This window comes from Pseudomaricurvus hydrocarbonicus (assembly GCF_011602365.1).
Taxonomy (GTDB): domain Bacteria; phylum Pseudomonadota; class Gammaproteobacteria; order Pseudomonadales; family Cellvibrionaceae; genus Pseudomaricurvus; species Pseudomaricurvus hydrocarbonicus.
In genome coordinates this window covers 15,210-31,349 of sequence record NZ_JAAONZ010000001.1, presented here as the reverse complement: position 1 = coordinate 31,349, position 16,140 = coordinate 15,210, and the positions used below count along the sequence as shown (strand labels likewise).

General features: G+C 53.8%; 14 protein-coding genes. 5 read left to right on the top strand and 9 right to left on the bottom strand.

Features of this window, described 5'->3' with window-relative positions:
- The first annotated feature begins 37 nt into the window (after positions 1 to 37).
- Positions 38 to 391 (top strand): cupredoxin domain-containing protein, encoded by a 354-nt coding sequence (locus G8770_RS00115; protein ID WP_167180496.1) that lies wholly within the window; start codon positions 38 to 40, stop codon positions 389 to 391.
- Between the two features lie 389 nt (positions 392 to 780).
- Here G8770_RS00115 and G8770_RS00110 read toward each other — a convergent pair whose 3' ends face one another.
- Positions 781 to 2,631: a DUF3604 domain-containing protein gene (locus G8770_RS00110; protein ID WP_167180493.1), complete on the bottom strand. Its 1,851-nt coding sequence runs from the start codon at positions 2,629 to 2,631 to the stop codon at positions 781 to 783.
- 445 nt (positions 2,632 to 3,076) lie between these two features.
- On the opposite strand from G8770_RS00110, the gene G8770_RS00105 reads away from it, so the two are divergent.
- The 4 genes from G8770_RS00105 to G8770_RS00090 all read left to right on the top strand — a co-directional run bounded on the left by G8770_RS00105 (position 3,077) and on the right by G8770_RS00090 (position 9,542).
- Positions 3,077 to 4,915: a DUF3604 domain-containing protein gene (locus tag G8770_RS00105; RefSeq protein ID WP_167180491.1), complete on the top strand. Its 1,839-nt coding sequence runs from the start codon at positions 3,077 to 3,079 to the stop codon at positions 4,913 to 4,915.
- A gap of 546 nt (positions 4,916 to 5,461) precedes the next feature.
- Positions 5,462 to 7,027, top strand: a complete 1,566-nt coding sequence (locus G8770_RS00100; RefSeq protein WP_167180489.1) for a phospholipase D-like domain-containing protein — start codon at positions 5,462 to 5,464, stop codon at positions 7,025 to 7,027.
- Complete coding sequence (locus tag G8770_RS00095; protein ID WP_167180487.1) at positions 7,024 to 8,310, top strand: hypothetical protein; 1,287 nt, start codon at positions 7,024 to 7,026, stop codon at positions 8,308 to 8,310. Before G8770_RS00100 ends, G8770_RS00095 begins: the two co-directional genes overlap by 4 nt.
- Entirely contained in the window at positions 8,307 to 9,542 is a 1,236-nt protein-coding gene (locus tag G8770_RS00090; protein WP_167180485.1) for an LssY C-terminal domain-containing protein, read from the top strand. The genes G8770_RS00095 and G8770_RS00090 overlap by 4 nt, the downstream gene beginning before the upstream one ends.
- Before the next feature lie 386 nt (positions 9,543 to 9,928).
- Here the strand turns inward: G8770_RS00090 and gspM are convergent, their stop codons facing one another.
- From gspM to gspF, 8 genes are read right to left on the bottom strand one after another with little or no spacing between them, the layout of a single operon-like run.
- Positions 9,929 to 10,483: a type II secretion system protein GspM gene (gene gspM / locus G8770_RS00085; RefSeq protein WP_167180483.1), complete on the bottom strand. Its 555-nt coding sequence runs from the start codon at positions 10,481 to 10,483 to the stop codon at positions 9,929 to 9,931.
- A gap of 1 nt (position 10,484) precedes the next feature.
- Positions 10,485 to 11,762, bottom strand: a complete 1,278-nt coding sequence (gspL, locus tag G8770_RS00080; RefSeq protein ID WP_167180481.1) for a type II secretion system protein GspL — start codon at positions 11,760 to 11,762, stop codon at positions 10,485 to 10,487.
- The gene (gene gspK, locus G8770_RS00075) at positions 11,759 to 12,766 is read right to left on the bottom strand and encodes a type II secretion system minor pseudopilin GspK (RefSeq protein ID WP_167180479.1); all 1,008 of its coding nucleotides are present in this window, start codon (positions 12,764 to 12,766) and stop codon (positions 11,759 to 11,761) included. Before gspK ends, gspL begins: the two co-directional genes overlap by 4 nt.
- Complete coding sequence (gene gspJ / locus G8770_RS00070; protein WP_167180477.1) at positions 12,763 to 13,425, bottom strand: type II secretion system minor pseudopilin GspJ; 663 nt, start codon at positions 13,423 to 13,425, stop codon at positions 12,763 to 12,765. Before gspJ ends, gspK begins: the two co-directional genes overlap by 4 nt.
- On the bottom strand, positions 13,425 to 13,817 hold the full coding sequence (gspI, locus tag G8770_RS00065; protein ID WP_167180474.1) for a type II secretion system minor pseudopilin GspI: 393 nt from the start codon (positions 13,815 to 13,817) through the stop codon (positions 13,425 to 13,427). The genes gspJ and gspI overlap by 1 nt, the downstream gene beginning before the upstream one ends.
- Positions 13,818 to 13,829: 12 nt before the next feature.
- On the bottom strand, positions 13,830 to 14,396 hold the full coding sequence (gspH, locus tag G8770_RS00060) for a type II secretion system minor pseudopilin GspH (protein WP_167180472.1): 567 nt from the start codon (positions 14,394 to 14,396) through the stop codon (positions 13,830 to 13,832).
- A gap of 23 nt (positions 14,397 to 14,419) precedes the next feature.
- Positions 14,420 to 14,887, bottom strand: a complete 468-nt coding sequence (gene gspG, locus G8770_RS00055) for a type II secretion system major pseudopilin GspG (RefSeq protein ID WP_208021951.1) — start codon at positions 14,885 to 14,887, stop codon at positions 14,420 to 14,422.
- Between the two features lie 12 nt (positions 14,888 to 14,899).
- Positions 14,900 to 16,138, bottom strand: coding sequence for a type II secretion system inner membrane protein GspF (gene gspF, locus G8770_RS00050; RefSeq protein ID WP_167180470.1), 1,239 nt, complete (start codon positions 16,136 to 16,138; stop codon positions 14,900 to 14,902).
- Positions 16,139 to 16,140: the final 2 nt, after the last annotated feature.

Here is a 16,140-nt window from a genome sequence, read left to right as displayed (position 1 = left end):
TGGCTGGTTCACCAGTACCCCGTTCAGGAGAGTAGGTATGTTAATAATCAATATTGTGGGCGTTATTCTGATCGCGCTCATCGTATGGTGGTTTTGGCTGTACAAACCCAAAGAGGCTGAGCTGGGTGAAAATGACCTGGTGATTACCGTTGAAAACGGCACCTACTCACCGTCCAGGATCAAAGTGCCTGCGGGCGAGCCGGTTGAGCTTAAATTCATACGTAAGGATGAATCACCCTGTTCAGAAACGTTGCTGATTCCCGAATTGCAAATCAGTGACACCTTACCCCTCAATAAACTGAAGTCCATACAACTCCCTGCGTTGAAAACGGGTGAGTACGCCTTTCACTGTCAGATGCAGATGTATCGCGGTCAACTCACTGTTTATTAGAGAATAGTGAACTGGGAAAGCAAGGATCGGAGGCCGTATGGTTGCTCATAAGCGACCGACATTTTTGACGAATTTCGTTTGAAGGAGGTAGAAGAAACGCTCATTAGTCACGATGTAATGGGCTTTACCCGGCACCCGGTGCGCGGTCGTGGTGAATACTTCGACCGCTTCAACGAAAATCATTTGATGAAACATAGTCAATATCGCCTTTATTATGATCATGTTTGGCTTTTTGTTACAGTGGCCAACGATACTCACAAGTGGAGGATAGACCATGACTGACCACGGCCTTTCATTCCATGCGGGATGCCGGGCTGATTATGCTTAACTTGCCGCTGGCGATAATCGGTGGCGTGATTGGTGTGTGGTTTTTGGGCGTGCAGATCCCGTTATTTGGGCGTGTACCAGATCGGTGAGCTGTATACGCGTTCCTGGATGGTGGCGGGATGGCCTGTTTCCTTCACATCAATACCCAGTTTAATGGCGTCGAGCAGGGAGTAACGGGGTGTGGGGATTTCCAGCGCGCGCACGTAGTAAAACGCCGCCTGTTGGGGATCAAACTCAGGGTCTGTCCACTGAGCAGTCAGCTGGGAGGCGCCCACCGAATTTGTGTACTGGCCCGTTGTCAGATCGACGGTGTTGCCGACGGCTTCTTTACAGCGACCGTCCGCGGCGATGGTGCGGTCGCCAGACACGGCAACATCGAAAATACGTTCGTGAGACTTACCGTCTTTGTCGACCCAGCCTTTGATGATCTGCGCGCGGTCGAGGTTGGCGGCATCGGGGTCTTTCATTACGCCCACCAAAAAGGTTGGGGCTTTGCCGCCTTCCAGTTCCAGATCACTCCCCATGGGAACGCCGCGGGCGTAACCGGTTTTGGCGATATCGCCTTGGGCGTCTTGGACGTTAAAATCCGAACCGGCGAAGAACCGCAGGCTGATCCGAGGGCCTGTGGATGCGTACACTTCACGGCGTTTGAACGCATCGACGATGGCTTCACGGGTGTTCTCGGTTGCCCACACGGCGGCCCAGCCAGCCGCTCCCATATCCCAGCCTTTGGAGGCGCCAATGCCGGTGAGATGGGCGCGTTTTTCAGGGACATTGTCGTGCTGGCCCTTGCCGGCAAAGTTGGTTTCTTCAATCGCTGCAATACCGGTATGGCTGTCGGTACTGCCAATCATGCCCAGTTTATAAGGGTTGGTGCCGAGACTCTGTCCGAGTTCGAGACCGCGCTGTAATCCGCTGCGTACATAATCGGCGGAGGTGGGGGCCGGCCGGGTCTTGTCCGGGGTCAGGGCGAAGTCGAAAATTTCATAATTGGCAAATTCATCGTTGGGTGACAGCAGCGGGTGGGACTCACTGTCCCCTTTGATCTGGGTCGCCTCTACCACCCGCTCCCAGCGGGTACGTTCTTTGGCGTAGGCGGCATCAAGGTTGTTGCCGTTGTGTCGCTTCAATGGAAACATCATGCCCAGGCTGATGTTCGGGTTGTGGGGAATGGCCACGAAGGTCGCCCCGGTGGCGGTGCTGGTACTGTCGAGCCATTGCCAGAGTTTCTCGGGGTCGTCACTTTCCAGCGAGCTGAAGGGCAGGTATTGGCGGGCGACATCACCGCCTTCGGCCTGAAAAACGACGCGATGCAAATTGGCGCCGCCGGTATTAGAGCTCCACTCAAAGCCAATCAGGGTTGTGAATTTACCCGGTTGGTTGTGGCGTTCCGCGGCGTCAACCTCGTCATCCCAGGCCGTCCGTCGTTTATCCCCCGCGTGCATGTCTTTCATTAATTCTGCTGCGCTGACATTGAGCTTATTGGCTTTGTTCGAGGCCACATAGTTGATGGCCGAGTACACTTCCAGGAGTTCTTCTTCGGTCTGATTCGGGGCTAATTTCAAAATGGCCTGGCCGGTTTTGGTGTCGACCAGGTTCGGGTCCTTGTCGACGAACAAGCGGGGGATTGAGCCCAGCATTTCCGCATGATCGGCGACCACGAGAAAGTCGAGCGGTTTGCTGAGCTGCCAGCGGGTGCCGGTTGCCGGGTTTTTCACCGTCTCGCCTTTGGCAAAGCGGTAGGCAATGTCGGGTGTCGAGTTCAGGGTCCCAAACAGGTAAACATCAAACGAGTAACTCGTGTGGTTATGGGTGTCACCCCACAGTACTTGCTTGGGATAATCTGCTGCGTGCAGGTTTATCGAAATGCCCAGCAGGGCAGAGACAGCAACGGAACGCAGTAAATTTTTCATGGCATAAACCTGCATAATCATGTTTAAAAGAAAGCAGCAAAGAATCTATGTTCAATGGGGTTTCAGTATAGTTTGGTTGTGCAAGGGTAGTACTGTATCACACTACTTTTTACAGTGGGCATTGCGCCAGGTGAGTGGCGATTGGCTGGTCCAGGATTTACATTGTCTGCAAAAAATGGCGACATCGGCCTAGCCGAGTTGCAGTGCCAAGTCGGTGGCACTCTGTTCTCTGGTTTATAATGATGCTTCTGTTTGAGATGATGTGCGCCAAGTCTCGTCGAGTGCACGGCAGAATGTCCGATCCTTTTAGCCACTGGCGCATTAGTCACTATGGTTGTTTTATTTGTTTAATCTATGCTGGTATTAGTCAATCGTTGTGACCGAGCCCCGCTTCAGCATCTATTAAAGTATCAATTAAAAAGTATCAAACCGCAGAGGCAGTCTTATGAACCATCGTCGTATTTTCCCGGCCCCCCTGATTCTTGCTGCAACCTTATTGTCCCCGGGGCTGGTCTGGCAGGCTCATGCCGCCGAACCGGAACTGAACCCCCTCAAGGATGTTTATTTCGGCAATTTCCACATTCACACTCGCTGGTCGTTTGATGCTTACATCAATGGTGCCGCCAGCGATCCCGATGGGGCGTATCGCTGGGCCAAGGGGGAGTCGATTGCGGGCGGTGGCGATGGCACGCCGCTGCAGATCAAGGTGCCACTGGACTGGTATATCGTGGCCGACCACGCGGAGTACCTTGGCGCTCTGCCGCTGATGGACGACCCGGACAGCCCAGTCAGCAAGCATCCGTTGGCGGCAGATATCACCGGGGGGGATCCCAAGGCCTCGTTCGATGGCTACACCACAATTCTCGACGGCATTTCTCATCAGCGTAAAGACCCGATTCTTGGCGGTGATGAGTTGTCCAAGAGTATGTGGGCGAAAGTGATTGAGAATGCCGACAATCACTATGAACCTGGAAAATTTACCACTTTTGTGGGGTTTGAATGGACGTCCAATCCCGGTTGGAAAAATTTACACCGTGTGGTGTTTTTCAAAGATTCCAAACAATTACCTGACAAACCCCTGTCGGCGGTGGACACCGACGTGCCGGAAAAACTTTGGCAGTGGATGGATCAGCAGCGCGCTAACGGTTCCGAGCTGCTGGCGATTCCCCACAATGGCAACGCCAGTGACGGCTTGATGTTTCCGGTCGACAAATCCTATGGTGGCAGCAGTCTGACCGCTGACTATGCGCAGACGCGCATGCGCAACGAGCCGCTGTATGAGATCAGTCAAATCAAAGGTACCTCTGAAACCCATCCGTCCCTGTCGCCCCGGGATGAATTCGGTAGCTTTGAATTGTGGGACTACACCCTGGCGTCAACCGCAACGCCACCGGAGCATAAGCAAGGCGGCTATTTTCGTGAGGCTCTGATTCGCGGTTTGCAGCTGGAGCAGGGGGGCAAGGGCAACCCGTTCAAGTACGGTGTGATCGGCGACTCCGACACGCACAATTCCGCCGCCACGATCGAAGAGGACAACTACACCGGTAAATTCGGCTTTGAGAATGACCCCAAGCACCGACTCAATGGACCTCCGGGGGTCAGTGAGGCTGCCGCCAAACAGGTGAGACAATTCAGCAGTGGCGGGGTCGCCGGTGTCTGGGCGAAGGCCAATACCCGTGAGGAAATCTTTGCGGCCATTGCCCGCAAGGAAACGTTCGCCACGTCCGGACCGCGGTTGAAAGTGCGACTGTTTGGCGGGTTTGATTATGCCGACACCCAGCTTGATTCGAATGATGGTTTAAAAGCCGCTTACGCCAAAGGTACCCCCATGGGCGGTGACCTGAGTAAGGCGCCTGCCGGCAAGGCGCCAACGTTCCTGATCGCGGCGATGAAAGAGGCCAACGGTGCTAACCTGGATCGTATTCAGATGATCAAGGGCTGGGTCGATGACAAGGGGGAAACCCGGGAACAAATTTATGATGTGGCTCTGTCTGACAACCGCAAGCTCGACGGTAACGGCAAGGCGCCGGCGGTGGGCAATACTGTCAACACCAAAAACGCCACCTACACCAACACCATCGGTGATACCCAGCTGAGTAGCGTATGGACCGACCCGGAATTTGATCCAGAGCAATACGCGGTCTATTACGTGCGGGTACTACAAATCCCCACGCCGCGCTGGTCCCTTTATGATGCCGTGAAGCTGGGTGTCAGTCCGCCCGAGGATCTGCCGACGTCGATTCAGGAGCGCGCCTGGACGAGTCCCATTTGGTACACGCCCTGACTTGGCATTGAGGTATGGGTGGTTCCTTGTGTTTGCAGGGTGTCTTGTTATTTTGACTTTTTAAGCTATTGAAATAGTAAGTTGTTATCGGTCATCGGATGGGATGAGGTAGCAACCTGCAGCGACGGATAATCACCAGGGCCGAAACGAGAAAACCCGCGTCAAAGCTGTTTTTTTCATTTTAGTCTGGCGACCATCACCAAACACAGACAGTCTCCAGATGGGGTGATATTGCGTGGGTCGTGCCTGGTCGATGGCGGTCTCTTTGCAGGGTTTCTGGCGCTCAAGGCGTGAGTTTCAATAACCTATCGAAATCAGCCCGTCAGAGCTGAGTCCAATGGGTATTTAAAAGTGCAGCAAAGCGTCTGCCTCAAAGGCCAGTGACGGAGCGGGCTCACGTGTCAGAAGTGGCTCGCATTGAGTTGCCGAGGAGGGGGGCTGAGTCACTGAATGGCGCCGAACTGGAAGTAGTGCGCGGGCTCTGCTATCTACTTAGTACCTATTTAATAGATTTAGCACAATACACTGGACGCATGGAGCCTGCAGATGCGACTTGCCCTTACTCCGACTTCGCTGCGTCGTTGCCGTATTCTCTTCTTTTGCAGTATTGGGTTTTTAACCCTGCTGGTGGGCTGCTCCGGCGCCAGCCTCAAGGACGACATTTCCACTTCGCTCCCGGGTTATGCGCTCCCGCCGGCACAGGAGGGCTTACTGGCGGAGCTGGGTCGTGAGCTGCAGGCCAGGCACGGCGAGGCAACGTCGGGTTTCCGGATTCTCGACGATAGCCGCTCCAGCTTGTACTGGCGGCTGGCGCTGATCGACTCAGCAGTGTCCTCACTGGATATCCAGACTTACCTCTGGTATCCCGATGCCAGCGGCAATTTGTTGCTGGAAAGAGCGGTGCTGGCAGCTCAGCGCGGGGTCAGGGTGCGTCTGATCGTCGATGATCTGCTGTTGCAGGGGCATGACCAGTTGATTGCTAACCTTGAAGCGCAGCCGAATATCGAGTTCCGTATTTTTAATCCCTGGACCGATCGCGGCAGTTTGGTGGAGCGAGCCGCGCAGCTGCTGGTGGAAATGGAGCGACTCAATACCCGTATGCACGACAAGTTGCTGATTGTCGACGGCCGCGCGGTAATCATTGGCGGCCGCAATATTGGCGATCACTACTTTGGTTTGAATGACGTCTACAACTTTCACGACACGGACCTGCTCGGCCTGGGGCATATCGCGGAGCAGGCGGGGGGCATGTTCGACAGCTTCTGGAACAGCGACTGGGTGGTTTCGGCGCAGAATTTGACGGTGTCGCCGGACCCGGAAGTGGCCCGAGAGCAGTGGCAGGCCGTCCGTGACAGCAGCGCCAACGCCCCGCAGTTGGCCCAATTCCCTCGTCAGCCTCGCGACTGGTCGCAGGAGATGCGTGCCCAGGCGGCGCAGTTGCGTATCGGCACCAGCGAATTGATCTACGATACCACGGCTACCGATAGTATCGACCAGACCCTGATTTCCAGCATGTTCAACCTGTTCGGACGCGCCCGGCGCGAGTTATTGGTGATGAATGCCTACATCATCCCCTCTCGCCGGGCCATTGAGTTTATGAGTGAGCTGGACCAGCGTGGCGTGGATGTTCGTATGCTGACCAACTCGCTGGCCTCCCACGATGTGCCTGCGGTCAACAGTCACTATGAACCCTGGCGCGATGAACTGATAGGCGCCGGGGTCGATCTCTACGAGTTTCGTGCCCACCCCGCAATTCAGTCCAGTGTGATCGACGTGCCTCCGGCGCAGGCTGAGTTTTCCGGCTTGCACAGTAAAACTGCGGTGGTCGACCGTCGATATGTGTTCGTGGGCTCCATGAACCTCGATCCACGCTCGGCAAAGATCAACACGGAGATGGGCGCTATCGTCGATTCCCCGGGACTGGCCGAGGATATGGCGGCCGTGATAGAACGCGACATGTCGGGTGAGAATGCCTGGCATGTCACCTTGGACGATAGCGGCGATCTGCAATGGCGTAACAGTGAGGAAACCAGAGATTCACAACCCGCGAGAGATGGCCTGCAGCGGGTGATGAACGTGATCATGAAGCTTGGGCCCCGGGACCAGTATTGAGAACATACATAAGAAAAGTACAAGTTGAGCTGCGCGGGTTGGTATGGCTGCTGTGTCTGCTGTGTGCGGGGTGTGGCATACAGGGGTATCGCGGCACTGATCCGGTTTCGGCTGCGTATTTGTCCCGTGCCCTCAGCCAAAGTCAAAGCGATATTACGATCAGCGCTGCGGTGCCTGACGCCGTTGAGACCGAGGAATTGACGGGGATCGACCTCTACGACCAGGGTATCCAGCCCGTGTGGCTGGACATTCAGAATCACGGTGACAGTCCCCTGCGCGTTGTTTTGCGCAGCATCGACAGCGAATACTTTTCGCCGATTGAGGTCGCTTACATGAATCGCGGCGCATACAGTGGTGAGGGCTACGAGGCCATGCAACGCTGGTTTTATCGTCATGGCCTGCCGCGACTCTTACCGGCGGGTGAGCGCCGCTCGGGCTTTGTTTACACCCGCCACCGGCCGGGCACCAAGGGCTTCAATGTCGATGTGTTCCGCAAGGGCCGTGGCCACACGTTTACTTTTTTTGTGCCCTTACCCGGCTTTACCGCTGACTACACACGGGTCGATTTTTCCCAATTGTATCCCCCCGAGCGCCTGCGTGAACTGGATTTTATGAGCCTGCGCACAGTGCTTGAGACTGAGTTGTCGTGTTGTGCCGGCGGGCCAGCTGCCGGTGACAACGGTGGACCGCTCAATGTGGTCATGGTGGGCACCACACTCGCACTGCGTCGCAGTTTGCTGCGGGGCGGCTGGTTGGAAACCCGCGCAGATGCCTCTCTGTTGAAGGGCGCGCGCGAACATCGCTTTGCCGGGCGTTCACCGGACGCGGTCTTCTATCGGAGTCGCCCTGACGGCAATGAATCGCTCAACCTGCATCTGTGGTTGGCTCCCTGGACCCTCGAGGGTGAGTCGATCTGGGTGGGGCAGGTCTATTACCGGGAGCTCGCACAGCGCTTGTTGAGCGGGATCGCGCAGAACGAGGCACTGCGTAATTCCGAGTTCCTGTCACGTTTTATCCGCGAGAGTGTCGCCGCCGATATCGATGAGGCACAGCGATTTCTGTTACAGAACCTCTGGTACAGTCAGTCGCTGTCCGGTTTTGGTATCGTTACCGGCGTAGGGGCTTCCAGTGTGAGTCGGCCCGAGCTGACGTTCGATGGCGTAGGCTATTTTACCAACGGCTATCGACACGTGCTTCGGGTTTCGGAATCGCCGGTACCACTGGGTGGCGTTGAGTTGCTTTACGGTGGCATTGAACCGCCCGACGAGGAGACAATGCAATGAGTTACACTCTGCGCATTGTTGTGCAGCTGTTGTTGCTGAGTCATGCAATGATGGCCGTTGGTGCACCTGTGCCACCACCCAATGATCGTTTGCAAAAGCGTACGCAAGGTGACATCACGGTCAATGTTGCGGTGCCCGACGCGACGGAAGTGCGTGAGTTGTTCGGTGCTGACCTCTACGCACAGAATATCCAGCCAGTTTGGGTGAGCTTGCGCAATGATGGCGAGGTGCCGGTATTTCTCTCGCCGATGGGCATCGACCATGCGTACTACGCCCCGCGAGAAGCGTTGCAGAGGGTACTTGCCGCGGGCCAGTCCCTGGGAACAACCCTACTTGAGAATGCCGCCATACGGCGCATTGAGATTCCGCCGCGTTCGCAGCGAGCGGGATATGTGTTCACTCGGGTGGATGAGGGCACCAAATCGTTTAACGTGGATGTGTTCAGCGATACCGCCGTTTCGCAGATGAGCTTTTTCGTCCCGGTGCCCGGCTTGCAGCTGGATCATCATGATTTTGATCGCGATGCACTTTATAGCCAAGAAGAGATCCGTGAACTGGCGCTACCGGATCTGGTGGCCGCGCTGGAGAGCATGCCCTGCTGTGTGCGCGACGGGGAGGGAGAGGACCGCGGCGACCCCCTCAATTTGGTGTTGATCGGGCAGGTTCAGGATCTTTACTACGCCTTTATGCGTGCCGGCTGGGACGAAACCGAAACCATCTACGCCAACAGCCTGATAAAAACAGCGGTCTCGGCGTTAACCGGTGGCCGTTACCGCTATTCGCCGGTGAGCGCTCTGTATGTGTTCGACCGCGCTCAGGATGTTGCTCTGCAACGGGCTCGCAGCAGCATCCACGAGCGTAACCACCTGCGCTTGTGGATGACGCCGCTGCAGTTCGACGGGCAGCCGGTTTGGCTCGGCCAGATCAGTCGGGATATTGGGGTACGGTTTACCACGCGAACCATAACCACTCACAAGATTGATCCTGATGTAGACGAGACCCGCGAATTCCTGCTGGAAGATCTCGCTTACACTCAGGGCTTGCGACAGTTTGGCTACGTGGGGGGCGTAGGTGCGGCCAGCTATGATGAGCCGCGCAGCAATCTCACGGGCGATCCCTATTTCACCGACGGCAAGCGAATTGTGATGTGGCTATCCGGTACCCCCACGGCGCTCAATGAAGTAGAGTTTATTGATCTTTCAGCTTGGCATACGGGTCTGATCGGGGATTAGTTGTGCTGTGTCCCACGGTGCTTTTGTGGGTGTGCTCCAGGTCCTACGGTGTGCTCTCGATCAAAGCAGCTCGCCCCCTGGAGGAGGCCCTATTAGCGAAAGAAGCGAGTTATTAGGAATGGGGCAAAGGGGAATTTCTGGAAACTGTATCCAATCGCATTAAAAGTGAAATATCCGGTGTGTGCGTGGTAGTTACGATGTATCGAGCAAGCCGCGGGTGACCCTTGAGTGGGAGTGATTCCAGCTATAACAGCGTCAGATATCTATGAGCCGTACTCTCTCGAAGCCCTGCGCCATTGAGGGTTATTTCCGTTTTAAGTGCGGTCATTTATGTTTTAAATTGACGCGTTAATCTATTCGTTCGACAGCACCCGCTTGTTTCAAGGCTAATCCATACTCTGAAGTGTAGCTCTAACATTAACGATGCCGGGCTGCTGCTGGTCAAGGCTGACATCAACCAGCTCTAAACCGTTTACTTGTAAGTGATTGAGCCACTCTATGGTATTCTTAAAGCTGACTTTTTCCATCCAGATACGCTGGTTGCCATTGGCTTCTGGCTGCAACCGCTGGATGCTTAGCTGGAAATCTTTGGCGGAATTATTGATCAGGCTGATGGGGTTTTCATCCTCTTTTCGGGATGGCTTTTGAGTTGTGCCTGGGGACTGAGGTGTTTGTTGAAGTTGTTCAACCGCCGGTTGCTTTGCTTTCATCCAGCTAAACAGTTGCTGTTGCTCGGTGAAGACGTATTGGGAGTTTTGATGATAGTCGAAAGCGGGCAACAGGATTCCATACACCAGGAAAAGCAGCCCCCCAAATGCCCCTAATAGTTTGAGGGCTATTTGATCCCGATGAGAGAGTTTGTGAAAGCGTCCAAGCCATTGCGAGAATTGATTTTGCAACGCTGCCTGCCATTTGAAACGTGTCATCTGTAAGTCTGCCATATTAAGATCCCTTCGCTATCTTGAGCCGGCCGCGTATTCCATTGGGGTTATTGGGGAGGTTGCTTTCACTGGCTGACAGTAGTTCGGCCTGGTCACCCAGTGAGCGACGCAGCTGGTCCAATTGTTGAATGGAATCACTTTCAATATCGAGCAGCATTTCCTGGCGACTTTTATTAAAGCGGATCGATTTTAGCGTCAATTGGTTATCGAATTGCCCCCAGCCGTTATGAACCTCATTGAGTAAGACGAAAAAATCACTCTGTCCGTTACCGGTGGTGCTGTTAAGGTGGTTTTGAGTTTGTGTACGTATATTGACGATACGTTGGTCTTGCGGAAAATATTGGCGGTAGAGTGTTTCGGTGGCAGCCTGCAATTGATCGGCTCGCGCTGAAAAAAAATAGCCACTGGCCATTAGGTATAACACATTCAGCCCCAACAGCAGGGTGGCTGTCAGAGCCAGAAGCTGCCAGCGAACATTCGTGCCTTGGGTCTTGTTTGGTGCGTAGGTGCCGGTGAGTAAATTGATGCCTGTATTCAATGGAGAGGAGTCAATGGCTTCCAGGCGAGCCAAGTGACTGATGTTACCGTTTGAACGGGGGAGGCTATGTTCAACGACTGTCATACCTTGGCTGATCAATTTTTCCAGTGCCAGTGTGATTGTGCTGTTGAGAGTGTCTGGGCTGAGTGTTTGCCTGTAAACGAAGAGTGGCTGCTGGGTGTTGAGAGTATTTATCAGGGTGGGGGCCTGTTCGGGAATACTGCAAAACGGCGTGGGTTGTGATGCCTCATGGGTGATGATCAGGCTGCCTTGTTCATCTACCCACAATAGCTGCTGGTCGCCCTGCACGAGACTGATAAAAGGCTCGTTGTCGGCATAAACAGCGTCAGGACTAAGTCCCAGTGCCTGCAAGCACTTCAGTAAACCTTCCAACAGCGAACGCTGGGTAATACGTACGGGAACCAGTTCGCCTTGTGGTCGCCCTGTGGCGATGTGGACACTGTCGATATCGCATGCAAGTTTCTCTTCGCACAGAAATGGTAAAATTTTCGGAAGGTATTTGAGTTGCGCTTTTGGAACACATACATGAGTAGACAGTACATGCAAGCCTGGAATGTAGACGGTGACACTTGTGAATCCGTCCGAGTTAATATCGGCGAGCGTGCAGGCATTCCAGGCCGACTCAGAGGAAGAGCGAATCACACATGGGATTAACTCAGCGGTCAATGGATCCTTATTGTGTGGAAAATCGGTGATGTGGATAAACAGAAATTCACTCATAACGTATTGCTCGTATCGGTAAGGGCCTCATGGGGGCGCATCTGACTGCGTTGCAGTGTGGTCACAGCACCGGTGGAAGGGTTGCGATACAACAGGCTGGTTAAGTAGGTCGTATGTTCTTGAAAACGGGCGACGATCGAGGCCTGGAAGTATTCACTGTGAACGTTCAGGTTGGTGTGAGACAGGTCGACGTCGTTTGTGACATCGTGCTGCAGAAATGCTTCGTTGCTGGTAAAACCTTGCGGCATTAGCTGGCGTTCCGCAATTATCTTCGCGCCGCTAAGCTCTGGAGCCAGACTGTTGAGTACTGCCTCGTTGGCGGTGTTTGGATTAATACTGGTGCCGGAGGGGAGAGCGACCACAACTTGCAATAAGCGCTCCAGCTGATCGGGCTTGAAGATATCCAGCGCATTGAGTTCGCTCGTGTCGCTCATCGGCCCATCAGCGCTACGATAGGCGTTATCACGAGACAAAAAAAAGACATCCTCGCTGTTGGCCGTTTGCGGTTGGGTGTCTGAATCCAGCCAGTCGACAATGGCAGCAATGTGGTCTTGAGTCAGCTTTAGCTCGCCTGCCAGGCGCTGAAACTGTTTGATTGCATCTTGTTCAGGTTGACCGTTGCTATCGACCAGGTTGTTGAGGTTAAAACGGGAATTTAGGTCGTGGAGGTGAATTTGTATCAAGCCACCTTCGGGTTCAAACAGATTTTCCATTTGCCAGCTTTCCGCAAGATAATCACCCTGGCCCAATTTCTGGTCGTTAAGCCAGTCTGCGTACAAAATTTGTCGGGCCAGCTCCTCCCCCCCCAGCGCGTATTGGTAAGCCTGGCTGTTAAGCAGATAGTAACTGGTCTTACGAATATCATAACTGGTGCGATTGACGGCAGTACTGACCAGAATCACTACCAGTGAAAAAATCAGGAGCATGGAGATCAGCGCGACACCTTGTTCCCGCCTGGCTGGGCAGGGTGAATTAGGGTTGCTTTGCGGTTCTGATAATCTCATTGAAGCTTCTCCCGTGTCAGTTGTAAGGTGACTAGGCGCTGGATGTCACCCCAGTCAGAACTGTGTACCGTTACTTCGATGGCTTCTGGCAGACCACTAGTGGCTTGATTCAAAGGTGGCCATACTGTCAGCCATTCTTGGCTTCCGACTTGTAAGTAGCGAAGTTTAAGTTGTTCTATACCGGGCAGTAGTTGTTGATTTACGGGCTCAGTGGCCGGCGCTCTGTCCAGATAAAACCAGAAACTGCGCTGCAGGTAGGGTTGACCATCGGTGTCTTGCTGAATCCGATAGGCCACCCTTTGCAAATCGCTGCGGCTGCGTTGCAGAGGATTTACCCAGCCATGTCGGGTAAATATAATGCTGTCCTCGTTGCCGAGCAGTGCAGGCTCGCGGAGTCCATAATCTTCACGAATACCGCGGTTTACCGCCTGTTGCAAATCCCGTGTCAGTCGCATCATGCCAAGCTGCCAGTGATTCTGTTCGAGGCTCTGATTTTGCAGTGCCAATTGGGTGCGGACTTCTGTGCCCAGCAGTTGGTAGGAGGCGAGCCCCAGAATGGCAAAAATACTGAGTGCAATCAAAACTTCCAACAGGGTGAAACCATTACACCGACCCAAGTCTGTGGTGATTTTAGTGTGAGTCACAGTGTTCGATAACATCAGTAACGCCCTAAAAAGCTCGTGAGTCGATATCCTTCGCTCATTTCCTGAGACGACTGCGTCTTGTCGGGCTTTGCCCGCTGAACATGAATAACCACCCGTCGCAGGTCCGGGTGGGCGGTCTTACTGATATCACGAATGACGTTCCACTGGCGCAGACCAAAAACCAGCAGTCGCGATGTTTTGCCAACAGCGGGGAATTGTTGCTCCAGGCGCAGTTGGTCCAATTCGTTCTCCGCAATCCAGTTGGCGAGCGTGCGGCTCTCCAGAAAACTCGCCTGTCGCAAGCTGCGACCGCTTTGTTGAATGAGGGTGGTGGCACAGATGGCAAAGATGATTAGGGCTATCATCACCTCCAGCAGCGTAAAGCCACGATTCGTAGAGCTGTCCACAAGATGACCCTCCTAGGGTAAAGCCTGACGGCTAATGGGTGAAAAGCCGTCACTGCTCAGCTGCTGGCGTTGCTGATCGGGGCGCTGAACGCCTTTCAGACTCATTGTCAGGGTAAAGGCCGAAATTTCGCCGTCAGCTAATAACAGAACCTGTGGCCTTAGCCGTTCACTATTACTACCATTACTACGATTACCCTGGCTTTGGGGTTGGAGCTGCAGCACCTTGCCCTCCAGCTCCAGGCGCAGGTGTATGGGCAGTTCAAACTGATAGGGTGTCAGACCGGATTCATTGAGTTTTTGCCAATCTGCTTGAGTCTCGTCGAAGTGTAAAAAGGTATAGCCGCTGTCGGTAAATTGAAGGCCAAGATTGCATTGATTGAAAACCGCTTCATTTTGCGCCAGTAGTAAACGTTGTTGCAGCCGACTGGCTTCCTGTTGCAATAGTCGGCTATCGTTGCCACCGATTGCCAGTAGTGCGAGACTGGCCATCACACCAATGATGATCACCACCAACAGGATTTCAAGCAGGGTAAAACCTCGGCTGTGCCTGGGTGAGATGGGACGGATGAACGCTCGCATGACTCAATCGTCAACAAGTAGCGTTAATTATAGATATCGGCATTCTCATCTTCGCCACCTTCTCGGTTATCCGCGCCGAGGGAGTAGAGATCGTATGCGCTCTTATTACCTGGGCTGACATACAGGTAATCATTGCCCCAGGGATCTTTCGGCAGCGATTTCAGGTAACCTTGGGGGTTCCAGTTGGCGGGCTCCGGGAAACCGCTGGGTTTAGTGACCAAGGCTTCCAATCCCTGATCGGTCGAGGGGTAGGTGTGATTGTCCAGCTTGTAGAGGTCGAGCGCATTGCCGATGCTGTTAATGTCGCTTCTGGCAGCCGTCATGCGGGCTTCGCCAGGGCGCCCGATAATGTTGGGGACCACCAGGGCCGCGAGAATACCCAGGATCACGACCACCACCATAATTTCGATCAGGGTAAATCCCTTTTGCCGCATCTGACTGAGAGCATTCTTTTTTGTGGTATTGGTTGTTGTCTTTGTGTGTCTTTTCATTATGTACTCCTATTAACCCACCAATTGATTCATGTTTAAAATTGGTAAAAGAATGGCCATCACAATCAGTAACACAGCCACTCCCATAAACAGCAGCATGGCGGGTTCAAACAGACCCACCAGTACGGTGACCAGGTTTTGTAAATCACGGGCCTGATAGACGGCAGTGCGCTCAAGCATGGTGTCCAGTTCGCCACTGGATTCGCCGCTGGCAATCATGTGCAATACCATGGGTGGGAAGTAACCAGTTTCTTTTAGGGCATGATGCAAACTGCTGCCTTCCTGTACCCGTTGGGTGGCGATATGCAATTGTTGCTTAAGAAAGTCGTTGCTGAGTACGTCACAACTGATTTTCATAGATTCCACCAACGGCAGTCCGCTGTTGGTGAGAATGCTGAGGGTACTTGCATAACGAGTGGTGTTAAAGCCGCGACTGAATCGCTGGATAAAGCTGGCGTTTAGCAGCCAGTGGTGAAAATGCAGGCGCATGGTTTCGCGTTTTAACAGTTGTGTAATTGCAACAACGGTTATTGCTGCCAACAGCAACAGCAGCCAGCCGTAATGGCTGATAAAATGGCTCAGCGCCACCAAGCCCCGAGTCAGTGTAGGCAATTCCTGCCCCGAACCGACAAAAACCTTGATGACATCTGGCACAATGTAAATCATCAAACCGGTGACCATCGTCATCGACAGCACAATCAGTAAGCAGGGGTAGATCATGGCCATTTGAATTTTTTGTTTGAATTGCTGACTCTCTTCAGTATGGTCGGCCAGTCGGTTCATCACCTTGTCAAGGTGGCCTGAGTGTTCGCCGGCCGACACCGTGGCGCGGTACAAATTTGGAAAAGCGCGGGGATATTGGGCCAGACTGTGGGCCAGGGTATGCCCCTCCAGCACCTTGCTGCGCACCGCAAGCATGATACTTTTTACGCGTTGATTTTCAGTTTGCTGAGCAACGGCCTGCAAAACCTCTTCCAGTGGCAGACCTGCCTGAATCAGAGTGGCCATCTGGCGTGTTATCAAGGCCAGAGTTTTGCTGGGCAGGCCGGGTGACAGTAGTGTTGCCGCGAACGGTTTACCTGGGCCAGCTGATGAATGCCTGTTCCGATCTTCGCGGCCTTCGACTAGAGTTAAGGGCGTCAGTTGTTTATCACGCAGTAACTGGCGAGCCTGGCGCGGACTGTCGGCTTCGATGACGCCTTTACGTGACTTGCCGTCCAGGGTCAGTGCTTTGTAGTCATAGGCTGCCATAA

Coding starts and splice junctions, on each gene's coding strand:
- G8770_RS00110 (WP_167180493.1), bottom strand. CDS start 2,631: ATGAAAAATTTACTGCGTTCCGTTGCTGTCTCTGCCCTGCTGGGCATT.
- gspJ (WP_167180477.1), bottom strand. CDS start 13,425: ATGTTATCGAACACTGTGACTCACACTAAAATCACCACAGACTTGGGT.
- G8770_RS00090 (WP_167180485.1), top strand. CDS start 8,307: ATGAGTTACACTCTGCGCATTGTTGTGCAGCTGTTGTTGCTGAGTCAT.
- gspM (WP_167180483.1), bottom strand. CDS start 10,483: ATGGCAGACTTACAGATGACACGTTTCAAATGGCAGGCAGCGTTGCAA.
- G8770_RS00100 (WP_167180489.1), top strand. CDS start 5,462: ATGCGACTTGCCCTTACTCCGACTTCGCTGCGTCGTTGCCGTATTCTC.
- gspH (WP_167180472.1), bottom strand. CDS start 14,396: ATGCGAGCGTTCATCCGTCCCATCTCACCCAGGCACAGCCGAGGTTTT.
- gspG (WP_208021951.1), bottom strand. CDS start 14,887: ATGAAAAGACACACAAAGACAACAACCAATACCACAAAAAAGAATGCT.
- gspF (WP_167180470.1), bottom strand. CDS start 16,138: ATGGCAGCCTATGACTACAAAGCACTGACCCTGGACGGCAAGTCACGT.
- G8770_RS00105 (WP_167180491.1), top strand. CDS start 3,077: ATGAACCATCGTCGTATTTTCCCGGCCCCCCTGATTCTTGCTGCAACC.
- gspL (WP_167180481.1), bottom strand. CDS start 11,762: ATGAGTGAATTTCTGTTTATCCACATCACCGATTTTCCACACAATAAG.
- G8770_RS00115 (WP_167180496.1), top strand. CDS start 38: ATGTTAATAATCAATATTGTGGGCGTTATTCTGATCGCGCTCATCGTA.
- gspK (WP_167180479.1), bottom strand. CDS start 12,766: ATGAGATTATCAGAACCGCAAAGCAACCCTAATTCACCCTGCCCAGCC.